The 25558-nt window shown below is 65.9% G+C and carries 21 protein-coding genes and 1 pseudogene; 14 read left to right on the top strand and 8 right to left on the bottom strand.

Translation table 11 applies throughout. The features are described from left to right. Position 1 precedes the first annotated feature (1 nt). The 4 genes from CA982_RS15935 (at position 2) to CA982_RS15920 (ending at position 5051) form a co-directional block, all read left to right on the top strand. Positions 2 to 1231, top strand: a complete 1230-nt coding sequence (locus CA982_RS15935) for a cytochrome P450 (protein ID WP_086536250.1) — start codon at positions 2 to 4, stop codon at positions 1229 to 1231. A gap of 186 nt (positions 1232 to 1417) precedes the next feature. Beyond that, positions 1418 to 2602, top strand: a complete 1185-nt coding sequence (locus CA982_RS15930) for an aromatic ring-hydroxylating oxygenase subunit alpha (protein WP_086536249.1) — start codon at positions 1418 to 1420, stop codon at positions 2600 to 2602. 126 nt (positions 2603 to 2728) lie between these two features. Next, positions 2729 to 4249: a class I adenylate-forming enzyme family protein gene (locus CA982_RS15925; RefSeq protein WP_086536248.1), complete on the top strand. Its 1521-nt coding sequence runs from the start codon at positions 2729 to 2731 to the stop codon at positions 4247 to 4249. 166 nt (positions 4250 to 4415) lie between these two features. Further along, positions 4416 to 5051, top strand: coding sequence for a TetR/AcrR family transcriptional regulator (locus CA982_RS15920; RefSeq protein ID WP_086536305.1), 636 nt, complete (start codon positions 4416 to 4418; stop codon positions 5049 to 5051). 84 nt (positions 5052 to 5135) lie between these two features. Here the strand turns inward: CA982_RS15920 and CA982_RS15915 are convergent, their stop codons facing one another. Together CA982_RS15915 and CA982_RS15910 are read right to left on the bottom strand one after the other, a co-directional pair. Then, positions 5136 to 6293 (bottom strand): acyl-CoA dehydrogenase family protein, encoded by a 1158-nt coding sequence (locus CA982_RS15915; RefSeq protein WP_086536247.1) that lies wholly within the window; start codon positions 6291 to 6293, stop codon positions 5136 to 5138. 75 nt (positions 6294 to 6368) lie between these two features. After that, entirely contained in the window at positions 6369 to 7160 is a 792-nt protein-coding gene (locus CA982_RS15910; protein ID WP_086536246.1) for an SDR family NAD(P)-dependent oxidoreductase, read from the bottom strand. 148 nt (positions 7161 to 7308) lie between these two features. Between CA982_RS15910 and CA982_RS15905 the strand changes: the two genes are divergently transcribed. From CA982_RS15905 to CA982_RS15890, 4 genes are all read left to right on the top strand, one after another. Further along, positions 7309 to 8118, top strand: a complete 810-nt coding sequence (locus CA982_RS15905; protein ID WP_086536245.1) for a crotonase/enoyl-CoA hydratase family protein — start codon at positions 7309 to 7311, stop codon at positions 8116 to 8118. Further along, positions 8115 to 8951: an enoyl-CoA hydratase-related protein gene (locus CA982_RS15900; RefSeq protein WP_086536304.1), complete on the top strand. Its 837-nt coding sequence runs from the start codon at positions 8115 to 8117 to the stop codon at positions 8949 to 8951. Before CA982_RS15905 ends, CA982_RS15900 begins: the two co-directional genes overlap by 4 nt. A 97-nt stretch (positions 8952 to 9048) precedes the next feature. Beyond that, on the top strand, positions 9049 to 10116 hold the full coding sequence (locus CA982_RS15895; protein WP_086536303.1) for an oxidoreductase family protein: 1068 nt from the start codon (positions 9049 to 9051) through the stop codon (positions 10114 to 10116). Between the two features lie 175 nt (positions 10117 to 10291). Continuing rightward, positions 10292 to 10549 (top strand): SDR family oxidoreductase, encoded by a 258-nt coding sequence (locus CA982_RS15890; protein ID WP_244176312.1) that lies wholly within the window; start codon positions 10292 to 10294, stop codon positions 10547 to 10549. Between the two features lie 92 nt (positions 10550 to 10641). Here the strand turns inward: CA982_RS15890 and CA982_RS26910 are convergent, their stop codons facing one another. The 4 genes from CA982_RS26910 to CA982_RS15870 form a co-directional block, all read right to left on the bottom strand. Continuing rightward, the gene (locus tag CA982_RS26910) at positions 10642 to 10917 is read right to left on the bottom strand and encodes a hypothetical protein (RefSeq protein WP_244176311.1); all 276 of its coding nucleotides are present in this window, start codon (positions 10915 to 10917) and stop codon (positions 10642 to 10644) included. 17 nt (positions 10918 to 10934) lie between these two features. Beyond that, entirely contained in the window at positions 10935 to 11180 is a 246-nt protein-coding gene (locus CA982_RS15880) for a hypothetical protein (protein ID WP_244176309.1), read from the bottom strand. Positions 11181 to 11296: 116 nt separating this feature from the next. Further along, positions 11297 to 13141 carry an AMP-dependent synthetase/ligase gene (locus CA982_RS15875; protein ID WP_086536243.1) on the bottom strand — a complete coding sequence of 615 codons (1845 nt, stop codon included), beginning with the start codon at positions 13139 to 13141 and terminating at the stop codon, positions 11297 to 11299. A 49-nt stretch (positions 13142 to 13190) separates the two neighbouring features. Next, a complete protein-coding gene (locus CA982_RS15870; RefSeq protein ID WP_086536242.1) occupies positions 13191 to 15212 on the bottom strand; it encodes a flavin-containing monooxygenase in 2022 nt (673 codons plus the stop codon). A gap of 106 nt (positions 15213 to 15318) precedes the next feature. Between CA982_RS15870 and CA982_RS15865 the strand changes: the two genes are divergently transcribed. Together CA982_RS15865 and CA982_RS15860 are read left to right on the top strand one after the other, a co-directional pair. Then, on the top strand, positions 15319 to 16494 hold the full coding sequence (locus tag CA982_RS15865; protein ID WP_086536241.1) for an acyl-CoA dehydrogenase family protein: 1176 nt from the start codon (positions 15319 to 15321) through the stop codon (positions 16492 to 16494). A 22-nt stretch (positions 16495 to 16516) separates the two neighbouring features. Continuing rightward, positions 16517 to 17656 (top strand): acyl-CoA dehydrogenase family protein, encoded by a 1140-nt coding sequence (locus tag CA982_RS15860; RefSeq protein ID WP_086536240.1) that lies wholly within the window; start codon positions 16517 to 16519, stop codon positions 17654 to 17656. Positions 17657 to 17726: 70 nt separating this feature from the next. Here the strand turns inward: CA982_RS15860 and CA982_RS15855 are convergent. Both CA982_RS15855 and CA982_RS15850 read right to left on the bottom strand, forming a co-directional pair. After that, positions 17727 to 18888: pseudogene (locus CA982_RS15855) on the bottom strand (CaiB/BaiF CoA transferase family protein). Continuing rightward, a complete protein-coding gene (locus tag CA982_RS15850) occupies positions 18885 to 20207 on the bottom strand; it encodes an oxygenase MpaB family protein (protein WP_086536239.1) in 1323 nt (440 codons plus the stop codon). The pseudogene CA982_RS15855 and the gene CA982_RS15850 overlap by 4 nt, the downstream one beginning before the upstream one ends. A gap of 185 nt (positions 20208 to 20392) precedes the next feature. Here CA982_RS15850 and CA982_RS15845 point away from each other — a divergent pair, with 185 nt between their 5' ends. The 4 genes from CA982_RS15845 to CA982_RS15830 all read left to right on the top strand — a co-directional run bounded on the left by CA982_RS15845 (position 20393) and on the right by CA982_RS15830 (position 25514). Next, on the top strand, positions 20393 to 21121 hold the full coding sequence (locus CA982_RS15845; protein WP_086536238.1) for a nitroreductase: 729 nt from the start codon (positions 20393 to 20395) through the stop codon (positions 21119 to 21121). 105 nt (positions 21122 to 21226) lie between these two features. Further along, positions 21227 to 22441 (top strand): acetyl-CoA C-acetyltransferase, encoded by a 1215-nt coding sequence (locus CA982_RS15840; protein WP_086536237.1) that lies wholly within the window; start codon positions 21227 to 21229, stop codon positions 22439 to 22441. Positions 22442 to 22497: 56 nt separating this feature from the next. After that, entirely contained in the window at positions 22498 to 24693 is a 2196-nt protein-coding gene (locus CA982_RS15835) for a 3-hydroxyacyl-CoA dehydrogenase NAD-binding domain-containing protein (RefSeq protein ID WP_086536236.1), read from the top strand. Beyond that, positions 24690 to 25514 (top strand): alpha/beta fold hydrolase, encoded by an 825-nt coding sequence (locus CA982_RS15830; RefSeq protein ID WP_086536235.1) that lies wholly within the window; start codon positions 24690 to 24692, stop codon positions 25512 to 25514. Before CA982_RS15835 ends, CA982_RS15830 begins: the two co-directional genes overlap by 4 nt. Positions 25515 to 25558: the final 44 nt, after the last annotated feature.

Genomic DNA, 25558 nt, shown 5'->3' with positions numbered 1-25558 from the left:
GATGACAACTACGGAACGGTCCCGCGAGGATGTCACCGTCGATTTCGACGTGTACGACCAGTCCATCGCAGCCCCGATCGATCGATTCCAAGAACGAGCGGCAGAACTCGCGGCCAAGGGCCCGGTCGTGTACTCGACCGCGTACGGCGGACATTGGATCGTCACGCGGTACAACGAGATCCACGAGGTCCTGCGTGACGCCGAGACCTTCTCCAGCTACCCCAACAACCTGGTGACCAACGAGGCCTTCGGGAAGTTCATCCCGATCGAACTGGATCCCCCGGAGCACACCGGGTACCGCAAGGCGTTGCAGCCCTTGTTCGGTCCGGCTCGCATGAAGACGCTGTCGGACAGCATCCGGGTGGTGGTCAACGACCTGCTCGACGGGTTCGCCGCGAAGGGTGAGGCCGAATACATCTCGGAGTTCGCGCACGAGCTCCCGGCCCGCATCTTCCTGGCTCTCATGGACTGGCCCATCGAGGATGCGCCGCTGTTCACCGAGGCCACCGACGTCGTGCTGTTCGGCAAGCCCGGTGGGACCGAGGAGGAGTCGCTCGAGGCGCGGGCGGTCGCCGGCATGCAGATGCTCGGGTACTTCCAGAAGATGGTCGACGAGCGGCGTGCCGATCCCGGCGAGGACGTCACCTCGCAGCTCATCCACACCGAGGTGGAGATGGAGGACGGGCTACGCCTGCTCACCGACGAAGAGCTCAACCGGATGTTCTTCCTGCTGCTCATCGCCGGTCTGCACACGGTGCAGGGCTCTCTTGCCTGGGCCATCGTCCATCTGGTGAACAATCCCGGCCAGCGGCAGGACATCATCGACGACCCTGATGCGATCCCGACCGCGGTCGAGGAGATCCTGCGCATCGAGGCCGCGGTGGTGCCGGGGCGGCGCGCCACCCGGGACGTGGAACTCGGCGGGATGACGATCTCGGCGGGGGAGCAGCTCATTCTCATGCTCTGTTCGGCCAACCGCGACGACGCGGAGTTCGACGAACCCGACGACCTGGATCTGACGCGGCGTCCCAACCGCCATCTGTCCTTCGGCGGGGGCGCCCATCGTTGCCTGGGGTCGCACCTGGCTCGTATCGAACTCACGATCGCCCTCGAGGAGATCCACCGGCGTATCCCCGATTACGAACTCGTGGAATCGGATCCGCCGGTGTTTCACGCCAGCCAGGTCCGCGGATGTGTGCGGATGCCGATCCGGTTCACGCCGGAGTCCTGACCGGCGGCGGCCGGTCGGACGGCGCCGGTGCGGCGGGTCGACTCTCACCTGCCCGCCGCACCGGCACCGGGTCCGGCCATCGGGACCGATTGCCCGATAAAACTTATTGCTGTAGGTTTAAGGAGTGCCATTCCGGCCCGGGTGACACTCCCCAGTCGTAACAACCGCTCCATCACGGAGGGAATCATGACCACTTCGCTTCCCCGTCAGGACCGAATCCGTCGCGCGCTCGAGCTCTTGCGCAACGAGACGACGGACAAGTTCGACGACCTCGTGCAGTTCGAACCCGACGAGTTCACCGATCCGGTGCTCGCCAAGGACGAGCGCGACCACATCTTCGGTCGCGTGCCGTCGATCGTCGCGCACGGGAGCGAGATCTCGCGGCCGAACGACTTCGTCACGGTGCAGATGCCGCGCAACAACATCATCGTGGTGCGTCAGAAGGACGGGAGCGTCAAGTCTTTCGTGAATCTGTGCCGCCACCGCGGGGCGATGCTGGAGCAGAGTGACAAGGGGCGCTGCCGGATCTTCTCGTGCGGATACCACCGCTGGTCGTACGATCCGGACGGTTCGCTCCGAACGATCACGCGGGATGCGACGTTCGGCGAGGTGGACCGTGAAGAGCACGGACTCATCGAGATTCCCACCGAGGAGCGGCACGGATTCATCTGGGTCGTGGACAATGCGCACGCGGAGATCGACGTCGCGTCGTGGCTGGGACCGGACATCGATCCGATGCTCGCCGAGTACGAGATGGACCAGCTCGTGTGTTTCCGGGCCGGTGGATTCGACGAACCCACCAACTGGAAGATCATGCAGGACGCGTTCCTCGACGGCTACCACATCCAATACGCGCACCCCAACACCGCCGGAAAGATCATCCACACCAACGTGATGGCCTTCGAGGACTTCGGCCGGCACTGCCGGTTCATCGCCCCGCGCAAGTCGATCGATCGTTTCCTCGAAGAGGATCCGGGCGACATCCCGCTCGACAAGTACGTCACCGAGACGCACTTCCTGCTGCCCAACAGCACATTGCTGCGGCAGCCGGATCACTTCCAGCTGCTGACCTTTCGGCCGCATCCCACCGACCCGACCAAGTCGCGGATGGAACAGCGGCTCCTGGTGCCGAAGGTCGAGGACAGCGGGATGACGCCGGAGAAGTGGGACCGGATCTGGAACAAGAACTGGGAGATCCTGCTCGCCGTTCTACACCAGGAGGACTTCCCGCTGTTGCGCGACTCGCAGCGCGGCATGGGCAGCGCCGATGCCGGTGACATGCTGCTCGGTCGCAACGAGATCGCGAATCAGGTCTTCCGCCGGGAGACCAAGAAGCTCGTCGCGCAGGGCCGCGCCGAACTGAATGCCTGATCTTCCTGCGGTTGCGCCGATCGCGCCACTGCCGCAGGAGTCCGATTTATCCTATATGTGTTAGGTGGGCGTCGGCACTCACCGACAACGGCTCCGACACCGATGCCACAGAGAGAAAGTACGAACATGACCGCAACCATCGGCAAAGCACTCGACTGGTGGGCCCGGACCAAAGGGGACACCACCGCGGTGGTGTTCTCCGGTTCGGAGATCTCCTACCGCGCGTTGCGTGACTGGAGCAGCCGAATCGCCCGCCTCCTGGTCGAGTCCCGTGGGGTGGCCCCCGGAGACCGGGTGGGGCTGCTCGGCCCGAACTCGCTGGAATGGCCTGCCGCCGCGCTCGGTGTGCTGAAGGCCGGTGGGGTGCTGGTGCCGTTGAACAGTCGTTACCGTCCCGCGGAACTGCGCAAGATCGCCGACGACGCGGGGATCGACGTCGTGATCGTCGCCCCGGGGTTCGAGCAGCTCGCCGAGGACACCGCGGCGGTGGGCCGGCCGTTCGCGGTCGTCCCGTACGCGGAACTCACGGATCTGCGGGATGGCGCACTCGACGACTATCGCGTGGATCTCGAGCCCGACGAACCGACGACGATCCTGTTCACCAGCGGGTCGACAGGCCTGTCCAAGGGTGTCGTCCTGACGAACCGCACCCTGATGTCGATCGTCCTCGAGAACACGCTCACCGAGGAAGGCTTCCGACCGGGCACGACCACGCTGCTCGTGCTGCCGCTCGCCTTCACCCCGGGTCTGGTCTACGGACTGCTCATCACCACCGTTCTGGGCGGCACGCTGGTGGTGGAGCCCGAACTCAATCCGGCCAATGCTGTCACCCTCCTCGAGAAGCACTCGGTCCAGGCCATTTTCGGCGTCCCGCTCATCTTCGAGGCCATCTCGCGTGCGCCGGAGTTCGCCGACGCCGACCTGTCCTCGCTCAAGACCGCGATCGTCGGCGGGGCGGCCGTGCCCGCGCAACTCCTGAAGCGATGGGCCGACAAGGGTGTTCTCCTGCGCCAGATCTACGGCATGACCGAGGCCGGGGGTGTCGCGACCGCGACCGTTCGTGAGGAGGCCCTGGAGTTCCCGGACCGGTGCGGCACCGGGTCGATCTTCACCGAGGTCAAGGTCTTCAACTCCGACGACGAGCCTGCCTCCCCCGGCGAGGAGGGGGAACTGGTGGTGCGCGGGCCCGGCGTGACCCCGGGCTACTGGAACGATCCCGAGACCACCGCACAGGCCATCCGGGACGGGTGGTTGCACAGCGGTGACCTGGGTGTCGCCGACGAGGAGGGCCGGGTCCAGTTCGTCGACCGGCTCAAGGACCTGATCATCTCCGGCGGGATCAACATCTCTCCGGTCGAGCTGGAGATCGCGATCGGTGCCATCGACGGGGTGGAAGAGGTCGCCGTCATCGCTGCGCACGATGACCGGTTCGGTGAGACGCCGGCCGCGATCGTGACCGTCTCCGACGACATGGACGCGACGACCATCGTCGAGCACTGCAAGCATGTGCTGGCCGACTTCAAGGTCCCGCGCTACGTGGTCATCCGACAGGACCCGCTGCCGCGCCTGCCGAGCGGCAAGATCGCCAAGACCGTCATCCGCGACGAGTACAAGGATGTCGACACCCGGTTCGATCGCGTTCGCTGACGACGGACATCCCAGCCGAGGTCACCGCCCTGCACGGGCGTGGCCTCGGCTGTTGTCTGCTCGTCGTGCGGAGCAGTCCGTAGGATGGCACGTCCGTCCTGCATTTGCAGGTCCGCGGACACAGAACGAGATCTGTATCTTGTATCATCGCCACGAGGAGGTGGACATGGCGCGCAGGAAGACGGGCAACGTTCTCAGCGAGGACGTCGACGAGGCCCGCAATCAGATCATGGTCGCCGCGGAGCGCGTGTTCCAACGGTACGGCGTCGCGAAGACGACGATGGACGACATCGGCAAAGAGGCCGGGGTCTCGCGCCCGACGGTGTACCGGTATTTCAAGGACCGCGACGCCCTGATGTCGGCCTTGATCGAACGGCGGTCGCGAACACTGTTCGACAAGGCCCGCAAGTACCTCCTCGAGCACGAGACGTTCGCCGAGCAACTCGTGGAGGGGCTCATCTTCTTGGTCGAGCGCGGCCGTCGCGATCCGCTCATCCGCATCCTGGTGAGTCCGGAGCACATGCAGATGGCCGAATCCCTGGTCGGCAGTTCGGGTCTCGCCGCGCGACTGACCGCGGAGATGTGGGACCCGATCATCGACCGTGCGATGGACCGTGGGGAGATACGTCGAGATCTCGACAAGGAGAAGATCGCCGAGTGGATCGCTCTGGTCCAGTTCATCCTCGTCGGCCGACTCGATTTCGACCGACCGGACGATCCTCAGCATCGGGAGATGCTGCGCGACTTCGTGCTTCCGGCATTCCTGCCGAGCGCGGTGCCCGCGGCCGAGCTGAAGCGCTGAACGCGGTCGAGCTGAACAGCGGAACGCGACAGGGGGGTCGCCGGACACGGTGGTGGGCGAGTCCGGCGACCTGGACTGGCCCTACTAGCTCTGACCCCGGATCAGATCGCGGTGGATGATCTCCTTCATGATCTCGTTGGTCCCGCCGTAGATCCGCTGGATGCGTGCGTCGATGTAGGCCTTGGCCACCGGGTACTCCATCATGTAGCCGTACCCGCCGTGGAGCTGCACACCCGCGTCGATGACCTTGTCCTGCAGTTCGGTTGCCCATAGTTTAGCCTTGGCCGCGTCGACCGCGGTAAGCGTGCCCTTGTTGTACTCCCGCACACAGCGGTCGATGTACGCCCGGGACACCTCGATGGCTGTCCGCAGCTCGGCCAGGGTGAATCCGAGTCCCTGGAATTCGGCGACCGGCTTGCCGAAGGCCTTGCGCTCCTTGACGTAAGCGAGGGTCCAATCGAAGACCGCCTCGGCCGAGACCTGCGCGGCGATACCGATTCCCAATCGCTCCAGGGGCAGGCTCTGCATCAGGTAGGCGAACCCGGCGCCCTCCTCACCGAGGAGGTTCGTAGCGGGTATGCGTACGTCGTCGAACGACAGTTCGGCGGTGTCCTGGGCGTGGAGTCCGACCTTGTCGAGTTTGCGGCCACGCGTGAAACCCGGTGTCCCGTCCTCGACGACGAACAGACTGAATCCACGCGAGCCGGCATCCGCATCGGTCTTGGCGAAGACGATCACGAGATCGGCGAGGATGCCGCTGGTGATGAAGGTCTTCGAACCGTTGAGCACCCAGTCGGCGCCGTCCCGTCGTGCGGTGGTGGTGATCGCGCGTAGGTCACTGCCGGCGGCGGGCTCGGTCATCGCGATCGCGCCGATGGTGTCGCCGGTGACGAATCCCGGCACCCAGCGCTTCTTCTGCTCGTCATCGGCGTGGCGGAGCAGGTAGTTCAGCACGATGTCGTCGTTGGTGGAGAACCCGGACTGCAGTGCGGACGCGCCCACTCTGGCGATCTCGGTCTGAATGGCGACCCGGAAGCAGTAGTCGGTCTCACCGGGGCCGCCGTACTCGAGCGGCACTGCCAGGCCGAGGATGCCCTGAGCTCCTGCCGCACGCCAGGTTTCGCGGTCGATCAGGCGATCGGCGTCCCATTTCTCCATCTTCGGGACAACGTGCCGGGTCACGAATGCGCGCACCGAATCCCGGAACAGCTCGTGGTCGGCGTCGAAGAGATCTGTCTGCATTGGTTCTCCTGTGGTGCTGGGGCTGATTGCGGGGGTGTCCGGCGTTGCCGGGCGGTGATCAGGGGTGGTGGAGCGTCAGTGTCCGGACGTCCCGCCGTCGACGGCCAGGGTCGACCCGGTGATGTACGACGCCGCCGGGCTCGCGAGAAAGAGCATCGCGGCGTCGATCTCGCGCTGGGTGCCCATCCGCCCGAGCGAGCACCCGTGCAGGAAATCGGCGCGGGCATCGTCGGACATCTCCGCGATCATGTCGGTCTCGACGAAACCCGGTGCGATCGCGTTGACCCGGATGCCCTTGCGTCCCGACCACTGGTTGGACAGATCCCGGGTGAGGCCGACGACGCCGGCCTTGCTCGAGGAGTAAGCAGCCTGTGGCAGAGCGGATTTGACGAGGCCGAGCATGCTCGCGACGTTGACGATGCTGGAACCGGGACGCATCACCCTCGCACAGGACCTCGCCATCCAGTAGCTTCCGAGCAGATTGACGTCGAGGACCGCGCGAAAGTCCTCCGCCAGTTCACGTGTGGCCGGGGCAGTGTGCGTGAGCCCGGCGTTGTTGACCAGGATGTCGACCCGGCCGAACTCGTCCATGGCAGCGCTCACCACCTCCTCGCATCGGTCCGGATCGGTGACGTCGGAGGGGATCTCGAGAGCACGTCGGCCGAGCGCGCGGATGTCGTCCGCGGTTCGTCGCAGCGGGCCCGGTCGCCGGCCGGACAGGACGACGTCCGCACCTGCCTCGGCCAGCGCGCGGGCGAACCCGGCGCCGAGTCCCGATCCCGCACCGGTCACGATCGCAACCCGCCCGTCCACTCGGAACAGATCCAGTAGACCGCTGGTACCCCCGTCGTCTGCGCGCGTGCCCATGGTTCCCCTCTCGTGCTGTGCGGAGCCCGGGTGGCCGGGGTCGCGGTTGTCAGCCTTAATCTAACAGCATAAGATTAATTGCGGATGCGGGCGGTCGGGATGAGAGACGTCATGTCGACGAGCGCGGATCACGATGACAGGAGAACCGATGGCACCCGACTGCGACCCTGCGGCGTCCGAGTCCGTGATCCGCTACGAAGTGCGTGATCACATCGCGATCATCACGCTCAACCGCCCCGATGCGTTGAATGCGGTCAACGCCGAGCTGTCGGCGGCAGCCGGTGCAGCACTCGAGGAGGCGGCACAGGACCCGTCGGTGCGCGTCGTCGTGATCACCGGTGCGGGCCGCGCGTTCTGTGCCGGTGCCGATCTCAAGGAGATCGCGGCAGGACGCCGGATCGATGACCCGGACCACCGTGAATGGGACTTCGCCGGAATCGTGCGGCACTACGTTCCCAAGCCGGTGATCGCCGCTGTCAACGGTTTCGCGCTCGGTGGCGGTACCGAGATCATGCTGGCGGCCGACCTCGCGGTGATCGACGAGGGAGCCTCGGTGGGTCTGCCGGAGGTCAAGCGGGGGCTGATCGCCGGCGCCGGTGGACTCCTACGGATTCATCGGCAGGTCCCGCAGAAAGTGGCCGCCGAGATCGCGTTGACCGGGCGGCCGGTGTCGGCCGCCCGCGCGTACGAACTGGGGCTGGTGAACGCGGTGGCGCCATCGGGCACCGCCCTGGCGGTCGCGGTGGACCTGGCCGCCGAGGTCGCCGCCAACGCGCCGCTCGCGGTCTCCGAGAGCAAGCGTGTCATGCACGAGACGGCGAAAGCTCAACGCGGATGGGACGACGAGTCGTGGAAGATCAACTCCTCGGCGATCCGCACGGTGTTCACCAGTGACGATGCCAAGGAGGGGCCACGCGCCTTCGCCGAGAAGCGTGCGCCGGAATGGACGGGTCGATGACCGCGGGGGCCGTTGCGTCACAAGAGGTGGTGGTCGAGCGAGTTGGTGCGATTGCGATCGTACGGTTGAACCGTCCGCATCGGCTCAACGCGTTCACCGAGAGCATCCGGGTGGGGATCATCGAGGCGTTCGATGCCTGCGACGCCGACGACGACGTCCGTGCGGTCGTGCTGACGGGGACCGGACGTGCCTTCTGTGCGGGAGCCGATCTCGAGCACGGTGGCGACACGTTCCTCCCGGACGAACCCGGCGACGACGGTGCGGCGCCGGCCGATGCGGGCGGCCAGGTGTCCCTGCGTATCTACCGGTCGACGAAGCCGGTCATCGCCGCCATCAACGGACCCGCGGCGGGTGTGGGTGTCACCATGACACTCCCCGCTGACGTCCGGATTGCCTCGGAAACGGCGAAATTCGGCTTTGTGTTCACTCGTCGCGGACTGGTCCCCGAAGCATGTTCGACGTGGTTTCTCCCACGGGTGGTGGGGATCTCGACAGCGGCGGAGTGGACGCTGGGCGGTCGGATGGTCCCGGTGGCCGAAGCCCTCGACCGCGGTCTCGTGCGCGAAGTGGTTCCCGCGGAACAGGTCCTGGAACGCGCCCTGGCGGTCGCGAACGAGATGATCGCCGGAACGGCGCCTGTCTCGGTGGCCCTCACCCGATCGCTGCTCTGGGGAGCGCTCGGCGCGTCGGGGCCCGAGGAGGCGCACCGCGCCGAGTCGGAGGTCCTCTACCGGCGGGGTCTCTCGGCGGATGTGCAGGAAGGTGTGCAGGCCTTTCTCGACAAACGTGCGCCAGAGTTCCCGGATCGGGTGTCGGGGCTCGGCGCCGGGTAGTCGGTTGCCGGCCCGTCGACGCTTACGCAGGTCGGCTGCGTGCCCACGGTCGATGCTGTGATTGACACCACATCCATACACTATGTATGGTCCCCTCATGACTCAGACAGACGCCCGTCCTGACCAACTCCCGTATTCCGTTGACGAGTTGACCCCCGAGTGGTTCAGTGCGGTGCTGACCACGACGGATGAAGAGGTCCGCGTGACAAAGGTCGACGTGTCGCGGATCATCTGGGGGTCGGCGACGAAGGTTTTCGCGTCACTCGAGTTCGCCGCGAACAAGCGCGACATCCCGGCGCAGGTGTGCGTCAAGGGGGGATTCGACGAACGGAGTCGTGCCTACGGATTGGGGCCGGCCTACGAGCTGGAGGGTCACTTCTATCGTGACCTGGCACCGGGATTCGCCGCCGAGGTGCCGGCGAGCTTCTACTCGGCGACCGAGCACGATCAGGGCGTCATCATCATGGAGGACCTGACAGCACACGGAGCCGAGTTCGGCCAGGCGACGGATCTGTGGCCGGTCGACGACATCGCGACGACGCTGGAGGTCCAGGCGCGGTGGCACGCGGCACTGTGGGGGAGCAGCAAAGGCGAGCGTGCCTGGCTTCCGGTGGGTGCGAAAGCCGCTCGCGATGCGTTCACCGTGATGCTGAGTCCCGAGGTGTTCCACCCGCTGATCGAGCGACCGGAAGTTCCCGATCTGTCGGCGGGCCTTCGCGATGATGCCCGAGTGCGCGAAGGTTTCGCCAGACTGTGGGAGCACGACGACGCCGCCGTCCACACCATCAACCACGGTGATGCGCACTTCGCGCAACTGTATCGTGTGCCCGGAAGTGCTCCTGCCTTCTTGGACTGGCAGACCGCCTGCCTCGCCCCCTGGGCCCATGACGTCTCGTATTTTCTGGGGTCCGCGCTGTCTATCGAAGACCGGCGCAACCGTGAACGCGACCTGCTGCGACACTACCTCGATGCGGTTGCCGGACATGGGGGTCCGCGACTCGACGACGAAAACGCCTGGTACGAATATCGGTTGCACACGCTGCACGGCTTCGCCTGGATGTGTGTACCGACGGTGATGCAACCGTCGGAAGTGGTCGAAGCGATGGCTCACCGGTACGGTGCCGCGCTCGAAGACCACGATCCCATCGGCATGCTGCTCGCCTGACGGGCGAGCAGCGGTGCCCCGACGGTTCGATCGAGCCGTGGGGGCACTATCCAGCAGAATGCCGAACTCGGTGACCGGCAGCGGCCATCGCGCGAAGGCGCCAACTGGCAAAACATGATCGAAGTGACAGCGTTCCGGAACAAATCGGTGGTCGGCAGGGCCGTCGACGAGTTCGGTGAACATTCAAGTGAACTGTGTTGCAACGGTGTTCGTCGAAACAGCATTGTCGGACAAGCTGATGGAGGCCTTCCAGGCGGCGTCGGGTGGCATCGATGCACACCAGGTCTTCGCTACGCATCAAGGGCGTCTGGGTCGGCCCGAGGACGTGGGCCGGGCTATCACCCATCTCGCCGAGGATGCAGGTGACTGGGTCACCGGTGTCAGGTACGTCCTCGATCATGCAGTGCGCATCGGTTGCGTCTTCGGGGGTTAATCGGTTGCGACATAGAGGAAATCGAACACGCCCTCCTCGGCGAGTGCGGTCAGTTCGGTGAGACCCGTGGTGTCGAGCAGACGTTCGCGCGCCTACACCTCGCGCACCCGGATCCCCCGTTCCGGCGGCGCGCCGTCGAAGGTCCGCACACAAGCGAGGATTCCGCCGTCGGCGATACACGGGTACAGCGCGGAACCGATCAGAGCGGAGTCCAGGACTCCGCTCGACCCCACCGCCTGCCGCCTCCCGGAATCGCTGTTCGACGCCAGGGCCCGCGTCACCACCTCGTCCGCGCCGTGATTGCGGATCGTCTCCGCTTCCTCGAGCCGGCCGTCGGCTCTCGCGTGGGCGGAACTGCTCTCGCGCACCTACTACTGCGCGCCGGTCACCCGGTGGCTCGTAACGTATCCCGTGCACGAACGATCGGTGCCGCATCGATGTCGAGTCGGGCGCGAAGATAGACCCCGTCGAACCACCCATGACATTCCGCGAACGACAGCATCTCGCGGACCTCGTCGAGCCACCGCCTGTTGTCGCTCAGAGTCCGCAACCACCACGTGTCGACGTAGGCAACGCTTCCGTCGACGAACCCGATCCCGCGCTGGCGCAGTCTCTCCGAGGTGTCTGACACGCTGACCCGAGTACTGACGACAACGGTCCGCAGATTGTCTCGGTCGAGGACGCGGACTGTCTGTGCTTCGACGCGTATCTCCATCGTGCTGCTCCGGAACTCTGTCGTACCGATGTCTAACGGGCGGAGGACGAATAGATGTCCTCGATGATCTCGGCGTACTTGGTCGTCACACCACGGCGCTTGAGTTTCATCGTCGGCGTGAGCTCATCGGAGTCCGGAAGCCACTCGTCGGCGAGGAGTCGATGGTATTTGACCTGTTCGACACGGGAGAGATGCTCGTTCGCTCGGGCAACTGCCTGGTCGACTTCGTCTCGCAGCGCGGCATTGTCGATGAGTGCCGCAGGACTGGCGTCCGTCAGGCCGTGCGCGGCAGCGAAGGTGCGGGCGGCATCAGGGTCGAGGACGATGAGCGCCACGTTGTAGGGCCGGCGGTCGCCGATGACGCACGCCTGACCGATCAGGGGCGAGGCACTCTTCAGTTTCCCCTCGATGTTGACCGGGGACATGTTCTTGCCCGCAGCGTTGATGATCAGTTCCTTCTTGCGGTCGACGATCGTGACCCATCCCTCGTCGTCGATCTGCGCGATGTCGCCGGTGTGCAACCAGCCGAACTCATCGATCGCCTCAGCTGTCTTCGCGGGGGCCTTGCGGTAGCCGCGCATCACGTGTGGGCCGCGCAACAGGAGCTCGCCGTCGTCGGCGAGCCTGGCCTCGGTGCCCGGCTGAGCCAGGCCCACCTTGCCGACGCGGATGTCGCCGGGCACGTTGGTGAATCCCAGCGCGCCGGTCTCGGACATCCCGAAGCCCTCCTGAAGCGGCAGGCCGAGCGCGAGGAAGAACTCGTGCACCGCCGGCGCGATCGGCGCCGCGCCGGTCATGAGGAGTGCGACGCGGTCCAGTCCGAGTTGTGCGCGGAGGTCGGCGAAGATGCGTTCGTCGGCGACACTGACGGCGTCCTGTAGATCTGCCGGAACCGATTCGCGGCGTTGCTCGATCTGCACCAGGCGGATCGCGGCCTCCAGCGCGGCCGACGTCGCATCGCGCGGACCGTCCGGTAGCGCCGAGAACCGCGCGAGCAGGCCTGCCCGGAGTTTTTCCCAGATCCGCGGCACGCCCAGGAACCAGGTCGGATGAGCCTCGGCGACTGCGCCGAAAACGGTTGTCGCATCACGAACGGTGGTGATGGGCCACCCCGTCACGGTCGCCAGGTAGTGCGAGAACACGCGATCTGCGGCGTGCGCGGTGGGCAGGTAACTGATGGCCGCGCCGTCGACGGCGAACGGGAAACGCTGGTTACAGGTGTACATGACGAACATCAGGTTGGCGTGGGTGAGCTCGACGCCCTTCGGATCTCCCGTGGTGCCCGATGTGTAGATCAGCGTGGCCAGATCGTCGGCGCGCACCGAACGCCAGGTTTTCTCGAAGTCGAAGCCGGCGGCGCGGCGGACACGTAGCTCATCGAGCGGGGTGAGCGTGGCGGGTCCGTTGTCATGGACGGTCGATGCACCGGCCGGGTTCGTCACCACGATGTGCTTGACGGCGGGCGCGGCGGTGCGTTGGAGGACGTCGAGGAAGGCGGAGTCCGCGACGACGACGGAGTTCCCGGCGTTGTCGAACAGGTAGCTGATCTGATCTGGCGCCGAGGTGAGATAGATCGAGAACGGCGTCGCGCCCAGGTGCAACACGGCCATGTCGACGATGTGGAACTCGGGGCTGTTCGGCAGCATGACGGCGACCGTGTCGCCTTGTCTGACACCGAGTGCCGCCAGACCGGTGGCAACTTCTTCCACCGCCGTGCGGTATTCGGACCAGGTGAGCGATCGCTCCTCGCCGAAGGCGCTCAGGGCGGTGGAATCGGGCCGACTCGCGGCCGTGGCCTGGAAGGCCCCGACCAGCGTGGTGGCGGAGATGCCCGGGGCGGCAACAGGTGCGGACGGGGCCTGAGGTGCGTGTGTCATCGTGTTCTGCCTCGATTGCGATGGGACGAGAGGGTACGGGCTGGCCGGCTCAGTGGGTGAGTTGTCCGGCGCCGCCAGACGACTCCTGCGCTGTCGTGACGGTTCCGCGCGTGGTGATGAACTCGGAGAAGTCGGGCTGGTGGACACGACGCCAGTAGTCGACGTACCGCCAGGGGCTATTGGTGACGATTCGGCCTCGCGCGTTGCGGTAATACGTCGTCGTACCGCCGAAGTGCCACACCGTGTCCTCGAGGGCCGCGTCGAGTTCGCGGTTGTAGGTGTCGAACGCCTCGGGACGGACCTCGATCGAGTCGAACCGCTCGTCGACCATCGCGCTGATCAGCGCCGTGATGTGCTGAATCTGCATCTCGGTGCCGGCGATGACCGTGCCGCCGTGACCGGTGTTGGTGTTGGGGCCGTACAAGCAGAAGAAGTTCGGGAATCCGGGCACGGTGATACCGAGATGGGCCCGGCCGTCGTCGGCGCCCCAGACCTCTCGGAGTGTCCGCCCGTCGCGGCCTCGGACGGTGAGCGACCCGAGAACATCGACCGACTTGAATCCTGTTGCGAGCACCAGGACGTCGGCGGCGTGATCGACTCCGTCCCGGGTGCGAACACCGCTCGTCGTGACCGTGCCGATCCCGGTGGTGACGAGATCGACGTTCTCGCGGCGAAGCGTACGGAACCAACCGGCATCGATGAGAAGCCGTTTTCCGTACGGTGGATAGTCGGGCAGGCTCTTCTCGAGCAGATCTGGGCGGTCGGCCAACTCACTCTCGATGTACGCGGTCAGCATGGCGCGTAGCCGGTCGTTTCCCTTGTTGATCGCTCGCCCGAGGTGGGGATAGTCGCGGTCGACCTGTAGGAGGCGCCACACCTTGTCACCCATCCGCCAGAACAGGCGGGCGCGATACCACGCGAGGTAGAACGGCACGTGTTTGTTCAGCCAGTGCGCTGTGCCGTCGACCGGCTGACCTTTGAGCGGATGGGGCATCGCCCACTGGGGTGTTCGCTGGAACACCCGGACCTCGGCCGCGTCTTCGGCGGCGGCGGGAACGAACTGCATGGCGCTCGCACCTGTGCCGATCACCGCGATTCGCTTGCCGCGGAGGTCGACCGTCGGGTCCCACTGCGCCGTGTGCAAGACCGGGCCCTCGAAGTCGGACAACCCCGGCAGGTCGGGGATGCTCGGCTGGTTCAGGAGTCCGACCGCGCTGACAACGACTGTCGCAGAGAGGCTCTCGATATCGCCGGATCGTACCGATCTGAGGTCGAGTGTCCAACCGGCGGTCGCCGGGTCGAACTCGGCCTGATCGACCACCGTCGAGAATCGCGTACGTGCCAGGACGCCATGGCGTTCGGCCAGTGCTCGCCAGTAGGCCGCGAGCTCGTCCTGTGGAGCGAAGTAGCTGGACCACTCGGGGTTCGGGTCGAAGGACAGCGCGTAGAGGTAGCTCGGGGTGTCTACCCCGCACCCCGGGTACACGTTCTCGTGCCACGTGCCACCGACGTCGTCGTTCTTGTCGATGAGTACGTAGTCGATGCCGGTCTGCTGTAGGCGGATCGCCATTGCCAGTCCGGAGATTCCCGCACCGACGATCGCGACGCGGAAGTTCTCGGGTGCCGCGACCTGTGGTGTGGAGTGCCGACGATACAAGCCCATCTCCTCGCCCAGGAGTTGCCCGTAATCGTCCGGGAGTTGCTCCGCCAACATCACCGAGAGGATGCGCGACAGGCGCTCGGGCGTGGGTGCGTCCGCAACCTCGAGACTGCCGTCTCGCCACGCGCGAAGAGTTGCTGCCGCCTCCCGCCGAATACGTTCGGCGAGTTCGGGTTCGAATCCCCCGGTGTCGTGGTCGCCGAGATCGGGAGGAGCGGTGGGCAGGTACGGATCCTCGATCCAGCGGTCGTCGCCGGTCAGTAGAGCCAACGAGCCCAGCAAGATCGGGAGATTGGCGTGTCTGAGTGCGAGCGCGAGTTGCTCGTCGGTGAAGTCGGCGTCGGGCCGGAATGCGCCGTCGGGAGCGCCGCTCCACTCGGGGGCGAGGCGGGGGGAACTGGACTCTGGCATACACGAGACCATACAATGTGTTCAGACGTGGCGTCAATCACATTCCGGCCGATGGCGGAGCACCACGGCCTCCTCTTCCAGATCGATCGACAGACAGGACAGACAGATGACAGTCACCGCGAATCGTCCACGTGCACATGCACGAGGTGTGTACGAACCCGAGCACGAGACCTTCCGGGAGAGCTTTCGCCGATTCCTCGACACCGACGTCGTGCCGGGGTACGAGACCTGGGAGAGGGAGGGGCGCATCCCTCGCGAACTCTTCCAGAAGGCCGGCTCGCACGGGTTCCTCGGGATGTCGGTCGACGAAGAGTTCGGCGGCGGCGGCACCGATGACTTCCGCTTCAACGCGGTCATCGCCGAGGAAGTCGCCGACGCGGGGGTGATGTCGTTCGGGGTCAATCTCCACAACGACATCTGCGTCCCGTATTTCGAGCGCTACGCCGACGTTGACCAGAAGCGGCGCTGGCTGCCCGGACTGACGTCGGGTGATCTCATCGCGGCCATCGCGATGACCGAGCCGGGCACGGGTTCCGATCTAGCGGGCATCTCCACGACCGCGAAGGAGGAGGGTGACCACTTCGTGCTGAACGGCTCGAAGACGTTCATCTCCAATGGGATCAACGCCGATCTGGTGATCGTCGCCGCGCGGACCGACAGCGACGGTGACCGACACGGAGGTCTGTCGCTGCTCGTCGTCGAACGGGACACCCCGGGCTTCACACGGGGGCGCAATCTGGAGAAGATCGGCATGCACGCACAGGACACCGCCGAGTTGTTCTTCGAGGACGCGCGGGTCCCCAAGGAGAATCTGCTGGGCGAGCGAGGTGGGGGTTTCCGTGCACTTGTCACCAACCTCCCGCAAGAGCGGCTGACGATCGCGGTGGCGAGCACGGCTGCAGCGGCACGAGCGGTCGAGCTGGCGCGGGACTACGTCACCACCAGAACCGCATTCGGAAAACCGTTGGCGGCGAATCAGAACACCCGGTTCACACTCGCCGACGCTCACGTGCAGACCCAGGTCGTCCGCTCTTTCGTCGATGACTGCCTGCTCCAGCACACGACCGGTGACCTGACCGCCGACCGGGCCGCGATGGCGAAACTCGCGGCCAGTGAGGTGCAGGGGCGTGTCGTCGACCGGTGTCTGCAGATGTTCGGCGGCTACGGCTTCATGTCCGAGTACCCGATCGCCAAGGCCTATGTCGACGCGCGCGTGCAGCGAATCTACGGCGGCGCCAACGAGATCATGAAGGAGATCATCGGCAAGTCCCTCCTCCGTTGAGGGTTGACGAGCACACGACATCATGAAGAGAACACTTTTCGACTCCGAGCACGATCAGTTCCGGGACACCGTCCGGTCCTTCCTGACCAAGGAAGCCGTACCGCGTACGGCCGACTGGGAGGACGCCGGTGAGGTCAGTCGTGACTTCTGGACCGCGGCGGCCGATCAGGGGCTGGTCGGCTTCGCGGCTCCGGAACAGTACGGCGGCGCGGGATCACGCGACTTTCGATTCAATGCGGTCCTGAACGAGGAAGTGGTCCGGACCGGGACCGTCGGGGACGGCTTCTCGCTGACCAACGACATCGTGCTCCCGTACTTCCTGGACATCGCGACGCCGGAACAGCAGGGCCGCTGGCTGCCCGGCATCGTCAGCGGGGAGACCGCGATCGCCATCGCCATGTCCGAGCCGGGTACCGGTTCGGACCTGCGCGCGATCAAGTCCTCTGCGACCCGGGTCGACGGTGGCTGGCGTCTCAACGGTTCCAAGACCTTCATCACCCGCGGTATCCAGGCCGACCTGATCATCGTCGCAGCCAGGATCCCCGAGGACGACGGCGGTGGATTCGGTCTGTTCGTCGTGTCCGCCGACCACGACGGATTCCAACGCGGTCGCAAGTTGCAGAAGATCGGCCGCAAGGCACAGGACACCGCGGAGTTGTTCTTCGAGGACGTCCTCGTCGCCGAATCGGATGTGCTCGGTGAACCGGGTAAAGGGCTTCGGTACATGATGGGCAACCTTGCCCAGGAACGGTTGTCGATGGCGGTCGTGGCGGTCGCCCAGGCCGAGTACGCGGTCGAGACCGCCATCGCCTACGGCAAGGAGCGCAAGGCCTTCGGTCAACCCATCGGGAGCTTCCAGGCGAACCGCTTCACCCTGGCCGAGTTGTCCACGCAGGTGGGAATCGCCCGGGTCTTCGTGGATCGGTGCATCGAGGCGCAGAACGCCGGTGAACTCACCGCAGCCGAGGCGGCCGGCGCGAAGTTCTGGACCACCGAGCTGGAGTTCAGCGCGCTGGACACCTGCCTCCAGATGCACGGCGGATACGGCTACATGGAGGAGTACGACGTCGCGCGGAGATGGCGGGACGCGCGGGTACAGCGAATCTACGGCGGCACCAACGAGATCATGCGAGAGATCGTCGGCCGTTCGCTGGGTCTGTGAGCCGAGTCTTGCTGGGGTAGTGGTGAATCGGTGGTTGCCCGGGAGAGATTCGACCGGGCAACCACCGAGGTCATGGGGTCGAGTCGATCACTCCATCGGCGAGCAGGGACTCGATCTCGGTCGGGGAGAAGCCGGTCTCACCGAGCACCTCGACAGTGTCGGCGCCCGGCGCGCGACGCGGACGGGGAGCCGTGGGTGGGTGGCCGTCGAAGCGAGGGGCCGGAGCCGGTTGCACCGCGTCGTCGACCGTCACGAACGTCTTCCGGGCGCGGTGATGGGGGTGTTCCACCGTTTCGGACAGCGTCAGAACCGGCGCATAGCAAGTGTTTCGGCCCGCAAATGCGCGGTCGAGCTCGTCCCGGTCGGACTGCGCGATCCGTTCGCCCAGGGCCTTTCGGTACTCGTCCCACCTAGTGGGGTCGAGGTGATCGTGCTTCATCGCCTCGGGTAGATCCAGGACGTCGCAGAGCTCCACCCAGAACTGATTCTCGATGGCGCCGATGCTCACCCACCTACCGTCGCGGGTCTCGTAGACGTCGTAGAAGAAGGCGCCGGTGTCGAGCAGGTTGGCCCCGCGTTCCTCGACGAAGTTGCCCTCGGCCCGGTATGAGTGGAACATCGCCATCAGGGCCGAGGCGCCGTCGATCATCGCCGCGTCGACGACCCGTCCGCCGTGCCCGGCGCGGGCGGACAGGATGCCCGCGAGCATCCCGACGGCGAGAAAGGTTCCGCCGCCGCCGAAGTCGCCGACGAGGTTGAGGGGCGGAAACCGGTGGCCCGGCCTTCCGTCCGATCTGATGCAGGGCGCCGGTGAGTGCGATGTAGTTGATGTCATGGCCGGGCAGCGACGCCATCGGACCGGTCTGACCCCAGCCGGTCATGCGCCCGTACACGAGGTTCGGGTTGTGGGGCCGGCAGTCCGCCGGCCCGACCCCCAGGCGTTCGGCGACACCGGGTCGAAACGTCTCGATGAGACCGTCGGCGCCGGCACACAGGCGCCGCACCACCGATGCACCCGCCTCGGACTTGAGATCCACGGCGATGTGCCGCCGGCTCCGGAACAGGATGCCGTGACCGCCGACCGCCCAGGGGTTGCCCCCGGGTCGGTCGACGGTGATGACCTCGGCACCCATGTCCGCCAGCATCATCGCCGCGAACGGGCCGGGGCCGATGCCGGCGAGTTCGATGATCCGGGTGCCCGCCAGGGGAGGGGTTGTCGACTCGCTGCTCACTTCTTCGCGACCACCGGCATTCCGCCCTTGTTCGCGGCGATGTCCGCGTGGACCTCGTCGGGGTTGGCCACGGCCATCTCCTTGTTCGCGCCGTCGGGGAGTTTGATCGCGTCGTTGAATTGGCGAAGCATGGTGAACGCGGCCTTCTCGTCGTCGTGTGGCAACACCCGTCCGACTCGATCGGCGAGGTTGACGAGCGGGCTGATCGTCGGCAGGATGTGCCGCCAACCGGTCTTCTCGACTCCCAGAGCATCCATGACGTGCGGCGGGATCCACGAGTGCAACAACCCATATGCGAGCTTGAGTCGACGTTCGTTCGTCATGAACTTGGCCACCGGTCCCGGTAGCACCTCGACGTCGCCGGGTGGGTTCTCGACGCTGTACTCGATGATCGAGTGGACGACGTCGTGGCAGAGCTCGTCCGGTGGCAGTTCGACCAGCGTGTGCAGATCGGTCTTGCGACGAGCGTCCTCGTAATCCGTGTGCAGGATGTCCTCGGGAACGCCGATCACGTATCCCACGTAGCGGCTCAGGGCGAAGATGTCCTCGAGTTCCCGGTCGCTGAAACGGATTCCCGAGGACTGGACCGCATCGGTGAACTTCACCCCGAACTGGCCGGCCTGGGTGACCATGCTGTCGAAGTTGTTGATGGGGATGCCCCAGCCGGCCCAGTCCCAGTGGTCGGATCGCCCGAGACTGTGACGAACCGCGGCATGGATCATGCGGACCTTCGCGGTGAGGCGGAAGCCCTCCTCGAAACGCGCCATCCCGCCGGGGGTGTAGGCGGCGACCACGTACCGGAAACTCTCGACGAGCCGGGTCCCCACCTTGTCCTGCTCGCGGAGTCGACCGCTGAACAGGACCGGGCGGGTTGCGCTGTACATGGAGAAGCCCCCGGCGATCGCACCCCAGGCGAGGACGGGCGGGACGATCGGGCCGGCCCGCCAGAAAGCGACCGCACCGCGGTAGAGCTGGTCGAAATCGACCCAGTCGGGTATGTGGTCGAGCTGATCGAACAGCGCGATCAGTCCGGGGCTGGGGTCGTCGATCGCGTCGATCCCGTGATCGAGGGCCTGGTCGAAGGTACGCCACGTCGAATTGTTGGATTTGTCCTTGAAGTCGTGCATCGCCGCGTAGGCATAGTCGTCGGCGAGCAGGGCGTGGTCGGTCAGCTTCTCGACCAGGTCGCGACCGTACATCGCGATCGCTTTGTCCTTGTTCGCAATTCGTCCCAAGTCGATACCGCGCGGCAGTCCCGGCGGAACGTCGAGATCGCCGCGGAAACTCATCGGCTGCGTGTGTGGCTCGGTGATGGTCATCGCGCCTCCTAGGTGGGTGATCGGTACGCCGACCGCATGTGATCGTCGTTACAACGCAGGGTAGACCGTACTGAACACTATGTCTACACTGACTGTATGGCCGCATTTATGCCGGCCTGTGACGTGATGTGCCCACGGCCGGCCGCGTCGCCGGTCGACCCGTCCCCCAACAACGAGGAGTATCGATGTCGCCGCTGTCTCAGGAGTCGACGAAACCGTCGGCGGACTCGCCGCCGGAATCGTTGCCGCACCGGACCCTGCGTGAGCTTGTGGAATCCCGGTGGAGTTGCCGTGAGTTCCTCCCTCGTGAGGTTCCGCCGGCCGAGATCGAGCGAGTGCTCGACGTGGCCCGGCTGACTCCGTCGTGGTGCAACACGCAGCCGTGGCACGTCGATGTCGTGAGTGGGGGTGCCACCGAGGGCCTGCGAGATGCCCTGCGGGCCGCGATAGCGGACGGGCCGGCGCAGAATCCAGACATCGAGTTCCCGGCTGCTTACGAGGGTGTCTACCAGGAGCGTCGCCGAGAGAGCGGTCTTCAGCTCTATGCAAGCCTCGGTATCGAGAAGTCGGACCGGGCCGGTTCGGCCCGACAGATGCTGCGCAACTTCGACTTCTTCGGAGCGCCGCATGTAGCGATCGTCACGACCGAGGCCGCGCTGGGCCCCTATGGCGCGGTCGACTGTGGATTGTTCGTGGGCAACTTCATCCTGGCGGCCCACGAGCTCGGGATCGCGACCGTCCCGCAAGCAGCGCTGGCGACGCAGTCGCCGGTGATCCGGGAGTACCTCGGGTTGAAGCCCGAACGGCAAGTGGTCGTGGGTATCTCGTTCGGCTACCCCGACGGGGACGCACCGGTCAACGCGTATCGCACCAGCAGGCAGTCGATCGCGGAGGTCGCGACCTTTCATCGCTGACGGTCTGGAGCCGCGCCGGGACGGCTATACACAGTGTATGAACGTGTTGTATGTTGCTCTCGACGACGGCGCCCGAGCGCCCGCTGAACGACTAGGAGACTGTGAATGTCGGACACCCAGGCACTGATCTTTGATGCGATTCGCACGCCGCGCGGGAAGGGAAAGAGTTCGGGATCGTTGCACACGATCAAGCCGATCGACCTCACCACCGGCTTGCTGTCGGCAGTTCTCGACCGGAATCCCTCACTCGATCCCGCCCGCGTCGACGACCTGGTCCTCGGCGTCGTGACCCCGGTCGGCGAGCAGGGCGGCGACATCGCGCGCACGGCGGCACTCGCGGCCGGGCTCCCTCGCACGGTGGCGGGGGTGCAGGTGAACCGTTTCTGCGCGTCCGGACTCGAAGCGGTGAATCTCGCTGCCCAGAAGATACGTTCGGGATTCGAGGACCTGGTCTTCGCGGGTGGCGTCGAGTCGATGTCCCGTGTCCCGATGAGCTCTGATGGTGCCGCGTGGATGGACGACCCTGCAACGAATCTGACCACGAGCTTCGTGCCGCAGGGCATCGGCGCCGATCTGATCGCGACACTGGATGGCTATACCCGCGAGGACGTGGACGCTTACGCGGTGCGTTCGCACGAACTGGCCGCCAAGGCCGAGGCAGACGGGCGGTTCGACGCCTCGGTCGTTCCGGTACGCGACATCAACGGGGCCGTGGTACTCGATCGGCACGAGACCATCCGCGAGGGGACCACCGCCGCCACCCTGGCCCCACTCCGGCCGTCGTTCGCCAGGCTCGGCGCCGCAGGCTTCGATGCCGTTGCACTGCAGGAGTTCCCGACCGTCGAGAAGATCGACCACGTCCACCACGCGGGCAACAGCTCAGGGATCGTCGACGGCGCCTCGCTGGTCGCGATCGGCAGCGAAGACATCGGAAAGGAACTGGGCCTGACGCCGCGCGGGCGGATCGTCTCCACCGCGGTGTCCGGAGACAATCCGACCATCATGCTGACCGCGCCCGCTCCCGCGTCGCGCAAGGCGCTGGCGAAAGCCGATCTCACCGTGGACGACATCGACCTCGTGGAGATCAACGAGGCGTTCGCCTCGGTGGTGCTGCATTTCGTCGACGACCTCGGTCTCGACATGGCGAAGGTGAACGTGAACGGCGGAGCGATCGCGATGGGGCACCCGCTCGGTGCCACCGGGGCGATGCTCGTCTCCACGGTGCTGGACGAACTGCACCGGACCGGCGGTCGCTACGGACTCGTGACGTTGTGCGTCGGCGGTGGTATGGGGATCGCGACCGTGGTGGAGGCGCTCTGACCGCCGCTCGCAATGCCAGACAATCCCGCAGACAACCCAGAGAGAGTTCAACGGCAATGACCCAGAGCACGATTCGACGCACCATCGACGACGACTCCATCGTCACCCTGACCATCGACGACCCGGAACAACGGGTGAACACGATGAACGAGCGATTCGTCACCTCCCTCGCGGACGCCCTCGACGAGATCGGTGACGCGCAGGACATCGCCGGTGTCGTCATCGCTTCCGGGAAATCGACGTTCTTCGCCGGTGGCGACCTCAACGACCTCGTGCACGCCGATCGGTCCCACATCGGCGAATTCACCGCGTTCGTCGAACGGAATCGCGGGCTGCTCCGACGCCTGGAGCGTCTCGGGGTGCCGGTGGTGGCGACGATCAACGGTGCGGCGCTGGGTGGTGGTCTCGAACTCGCGTTCGCGACGCACCATCGAATCGCGGTGAAGTCCGGCGGAGTTCGCCTCGGTCTTCCGGAGGTGACCCTGGGTCTCCTGCCGGGAGCCGGGGGCGTCGTCCGCAGCGTACGCCTGTTGGGCGTCCAGAAGGCGCTGTCGTCGCTGCTGCTGACCGGTCGCCAGGTCGATGCGTCGGCCGCACTCGAACTCGGCATCGTGGACGAACTCGTCGATTCGCCGGCGGATCTGGCGTCGGCGGCGAAGACCTGGATCCTGGCCAACCCGGATGCGCGGCAGCCGTGGGACTCGCCGGGTTACGCACTACCAGGCGGAGCCCCGGGTGACCCGGCGCAGCCGCTGCACGCCTCCCTGCCCGTCCTGACCGCGGCACTGCGCGCCGACCTGAAGGGGGCGAATTACCCGGCGCCCAAAAACATCCTGAAGGCCGCTGTCGAGGGCGCCCAGGTCGACTTCGACAACGCCTTGCGGATCGAGACCCGGTATTTCGTCGACCTTGCTGTGGGGCAGATCGCGAAGAACATGATCCAGGCCCGCTTCTTCGACACCCAGACGGTGAACGGACTCCGCGGGCGCGACGCGTCACGGACCCCGTGGAAGGCGACGAAGGCGGTGGTTCTGGGTGCCGGTATGATGGGCGCTGGTATCGCTTACCAGTGCGCCGCAGCCGGAATCGACGTCGTCCTCAAGGACGTCAGCGTGGAAGCGGCCGAACGTGGCAAGGAGTACTCGCGGAAAGTGCTCGACAAGAAGGTGCGTGCGGGAGCTCTCTCCGAAGCCCAGCGAGAGGTCATCCTCGACCGGATCACCTCCACCGCCGACGTCGCCGACGCCGCAGGCGCCGACCTGGTGATCGAGGCCGTCTTCGAGGACCCGGATCTCAAGGCCCGAGTCCTGAAGGAGGTCGAACCGGTTCTCGCACCGGGTGCGCTCATCGGGTCGAACACGTCGACCCTGCCGATCACCGGTTTGGCCGGCGGCGTGCGGAATCCCGCAGACTTCATCGGCCTGCACTTCTTCAGTCCCGTGGACAAGATGCCGCTGCTGGAGATCATCAGGGGTGGATCGACGTCTGCCGAGTCGGTTTCCAGGGCACTGGATGTCGCCCGTCAGATCGCCAAGACCCCCATCGTGGTCAACGACAGTCGCGGCTTCTTCACCAGCCGCGTGATCGGCACCTTCGTGAACGAGGCGCTCGCCATGCTCGGCGAGGGAGTGCCGGCACCGATGATCGAGCAGGCGACGACCCAGGCGGGTTATCCCGCGCCCGCGCTGCAACTCGCCGACGAACTCAATCTCGAACTCCTGCGGCGAGTCCGGGACGCGTCGCGCGATGCGGCCGAGGCCGAGGGGCGCGACTGGGTGGCACATCCCGCGGAGGCGGTGCTCGACCGGATGCTGACGGAGTTCGACCGGGCAGGCCGGTTGGCCGGTGCGGGCTTCTATGAGTACGGCGAGGGACGTCGGAACGGGTTGTGGAGTGGTCTCGGAACGGTTTTTCCCGTTGCCGAGCAGGTACCGACCCTGACCGATCTCAAAGAACGCCTGCTGTTCGTCGAAGCGGTGGAATCCGCGAAGTGCTTGGACGAGGGCGTTCTGGAGTCGGTGGCCGACGCGAACATCGGATCGCTGCTGGGAATCGGGTATCCGGGATGGACGGGCGGTGTGCTGCAGTTCATCGACGGCTACGAGGGCGGGGTCGCCGGCTTCGTGACGCGCGCGAATGAGCTGGCCACACGTTACGGAACGCGTTTCCGCCCACCGGTGTCACTGACCCGGCTCGCTGCCGACGGCGTGTCACTCGCCGACTCGCGTCGACATGCGGAAGCGGTGTCATGACACAGCACTTCGTGCACACGCGGGACGGTGTCCGGCTCTCGGTCCGAGATATCGGGGACGGCCCAGGCGTCCTGCTGATACATGGCTGGAGTCTCAGTGGAGAGGTGTGGGACCGGCAGATTCGGGTGCTGGCCGACAGCGGTCATCGGGTCGTCGCCATGGATCTTCGAGGCCACGGGCACTCGGATGCGCCGCTGGACGGTTACGACATCGACTCCCTGCACCGCGATGCCGCCGAGGTCATCGAGCAGCGTGGTCTGGGCTCGACCGCGATCGTGGGCTGGTCGCTGGGCGGGATGGTCGCCCTCCGCCTGGCACACGAACGCCCCGACATCACAAGGTCTCTCGTGTTGGTCGCCACCAACGGCGTTGCGGCGGCACGGTTCGAGGACTTTCCGTTCGGGGTGCCCCCCGAGGGGCCTCTGGACAGTCTCCTCGCCGCCGAGCACGCCGACCGGATCTCCTTGCGAAGGCGTGCCGTCGGTGATCCGTTCAAGGGCGGCGCGCCTGACCCGCACATCCTGGACTGGCTGCACCGCATTTCGCTTCAGACGCCGAGTTGGGCCGGCCGCGCTGCCCTGCGCACGCTGATGTGCACCGAACAGACTCATCTGCTCGAGGGTCTTGCCGTACCGGTGACCCAGATCATCGGCACCGCGGACCCGGCGCTGTCGGTTCGCGGTGCCCGGTGGGTGCGCGAGCGTCTGGACAGCACGCTCGTCGAGTTCGACGTCGGGCACTACCCGATGCTGGAGTGTCCGGACGAATTCGACGCGGCGCTGGTTCACGGGGTGAGTGTGCTGCCTTCGCGCGTGGCGTAGACCTCGAACCGGGCAGACGTCGTGTCCGGACATCAAGTATGATT

This window comes from Gordonia lacunae (assembly GCF_002149015.1).
Taxonomy (GTDB): Bacteria; Actinomycetota; Actinomycetes; order Mycobacteriales; family Mycobacteriaceae; genus Gordonia; species Gordonia lacunae.
This window is presented reverse-complemented; position numbering and strand designations above follow the sequence as displayed.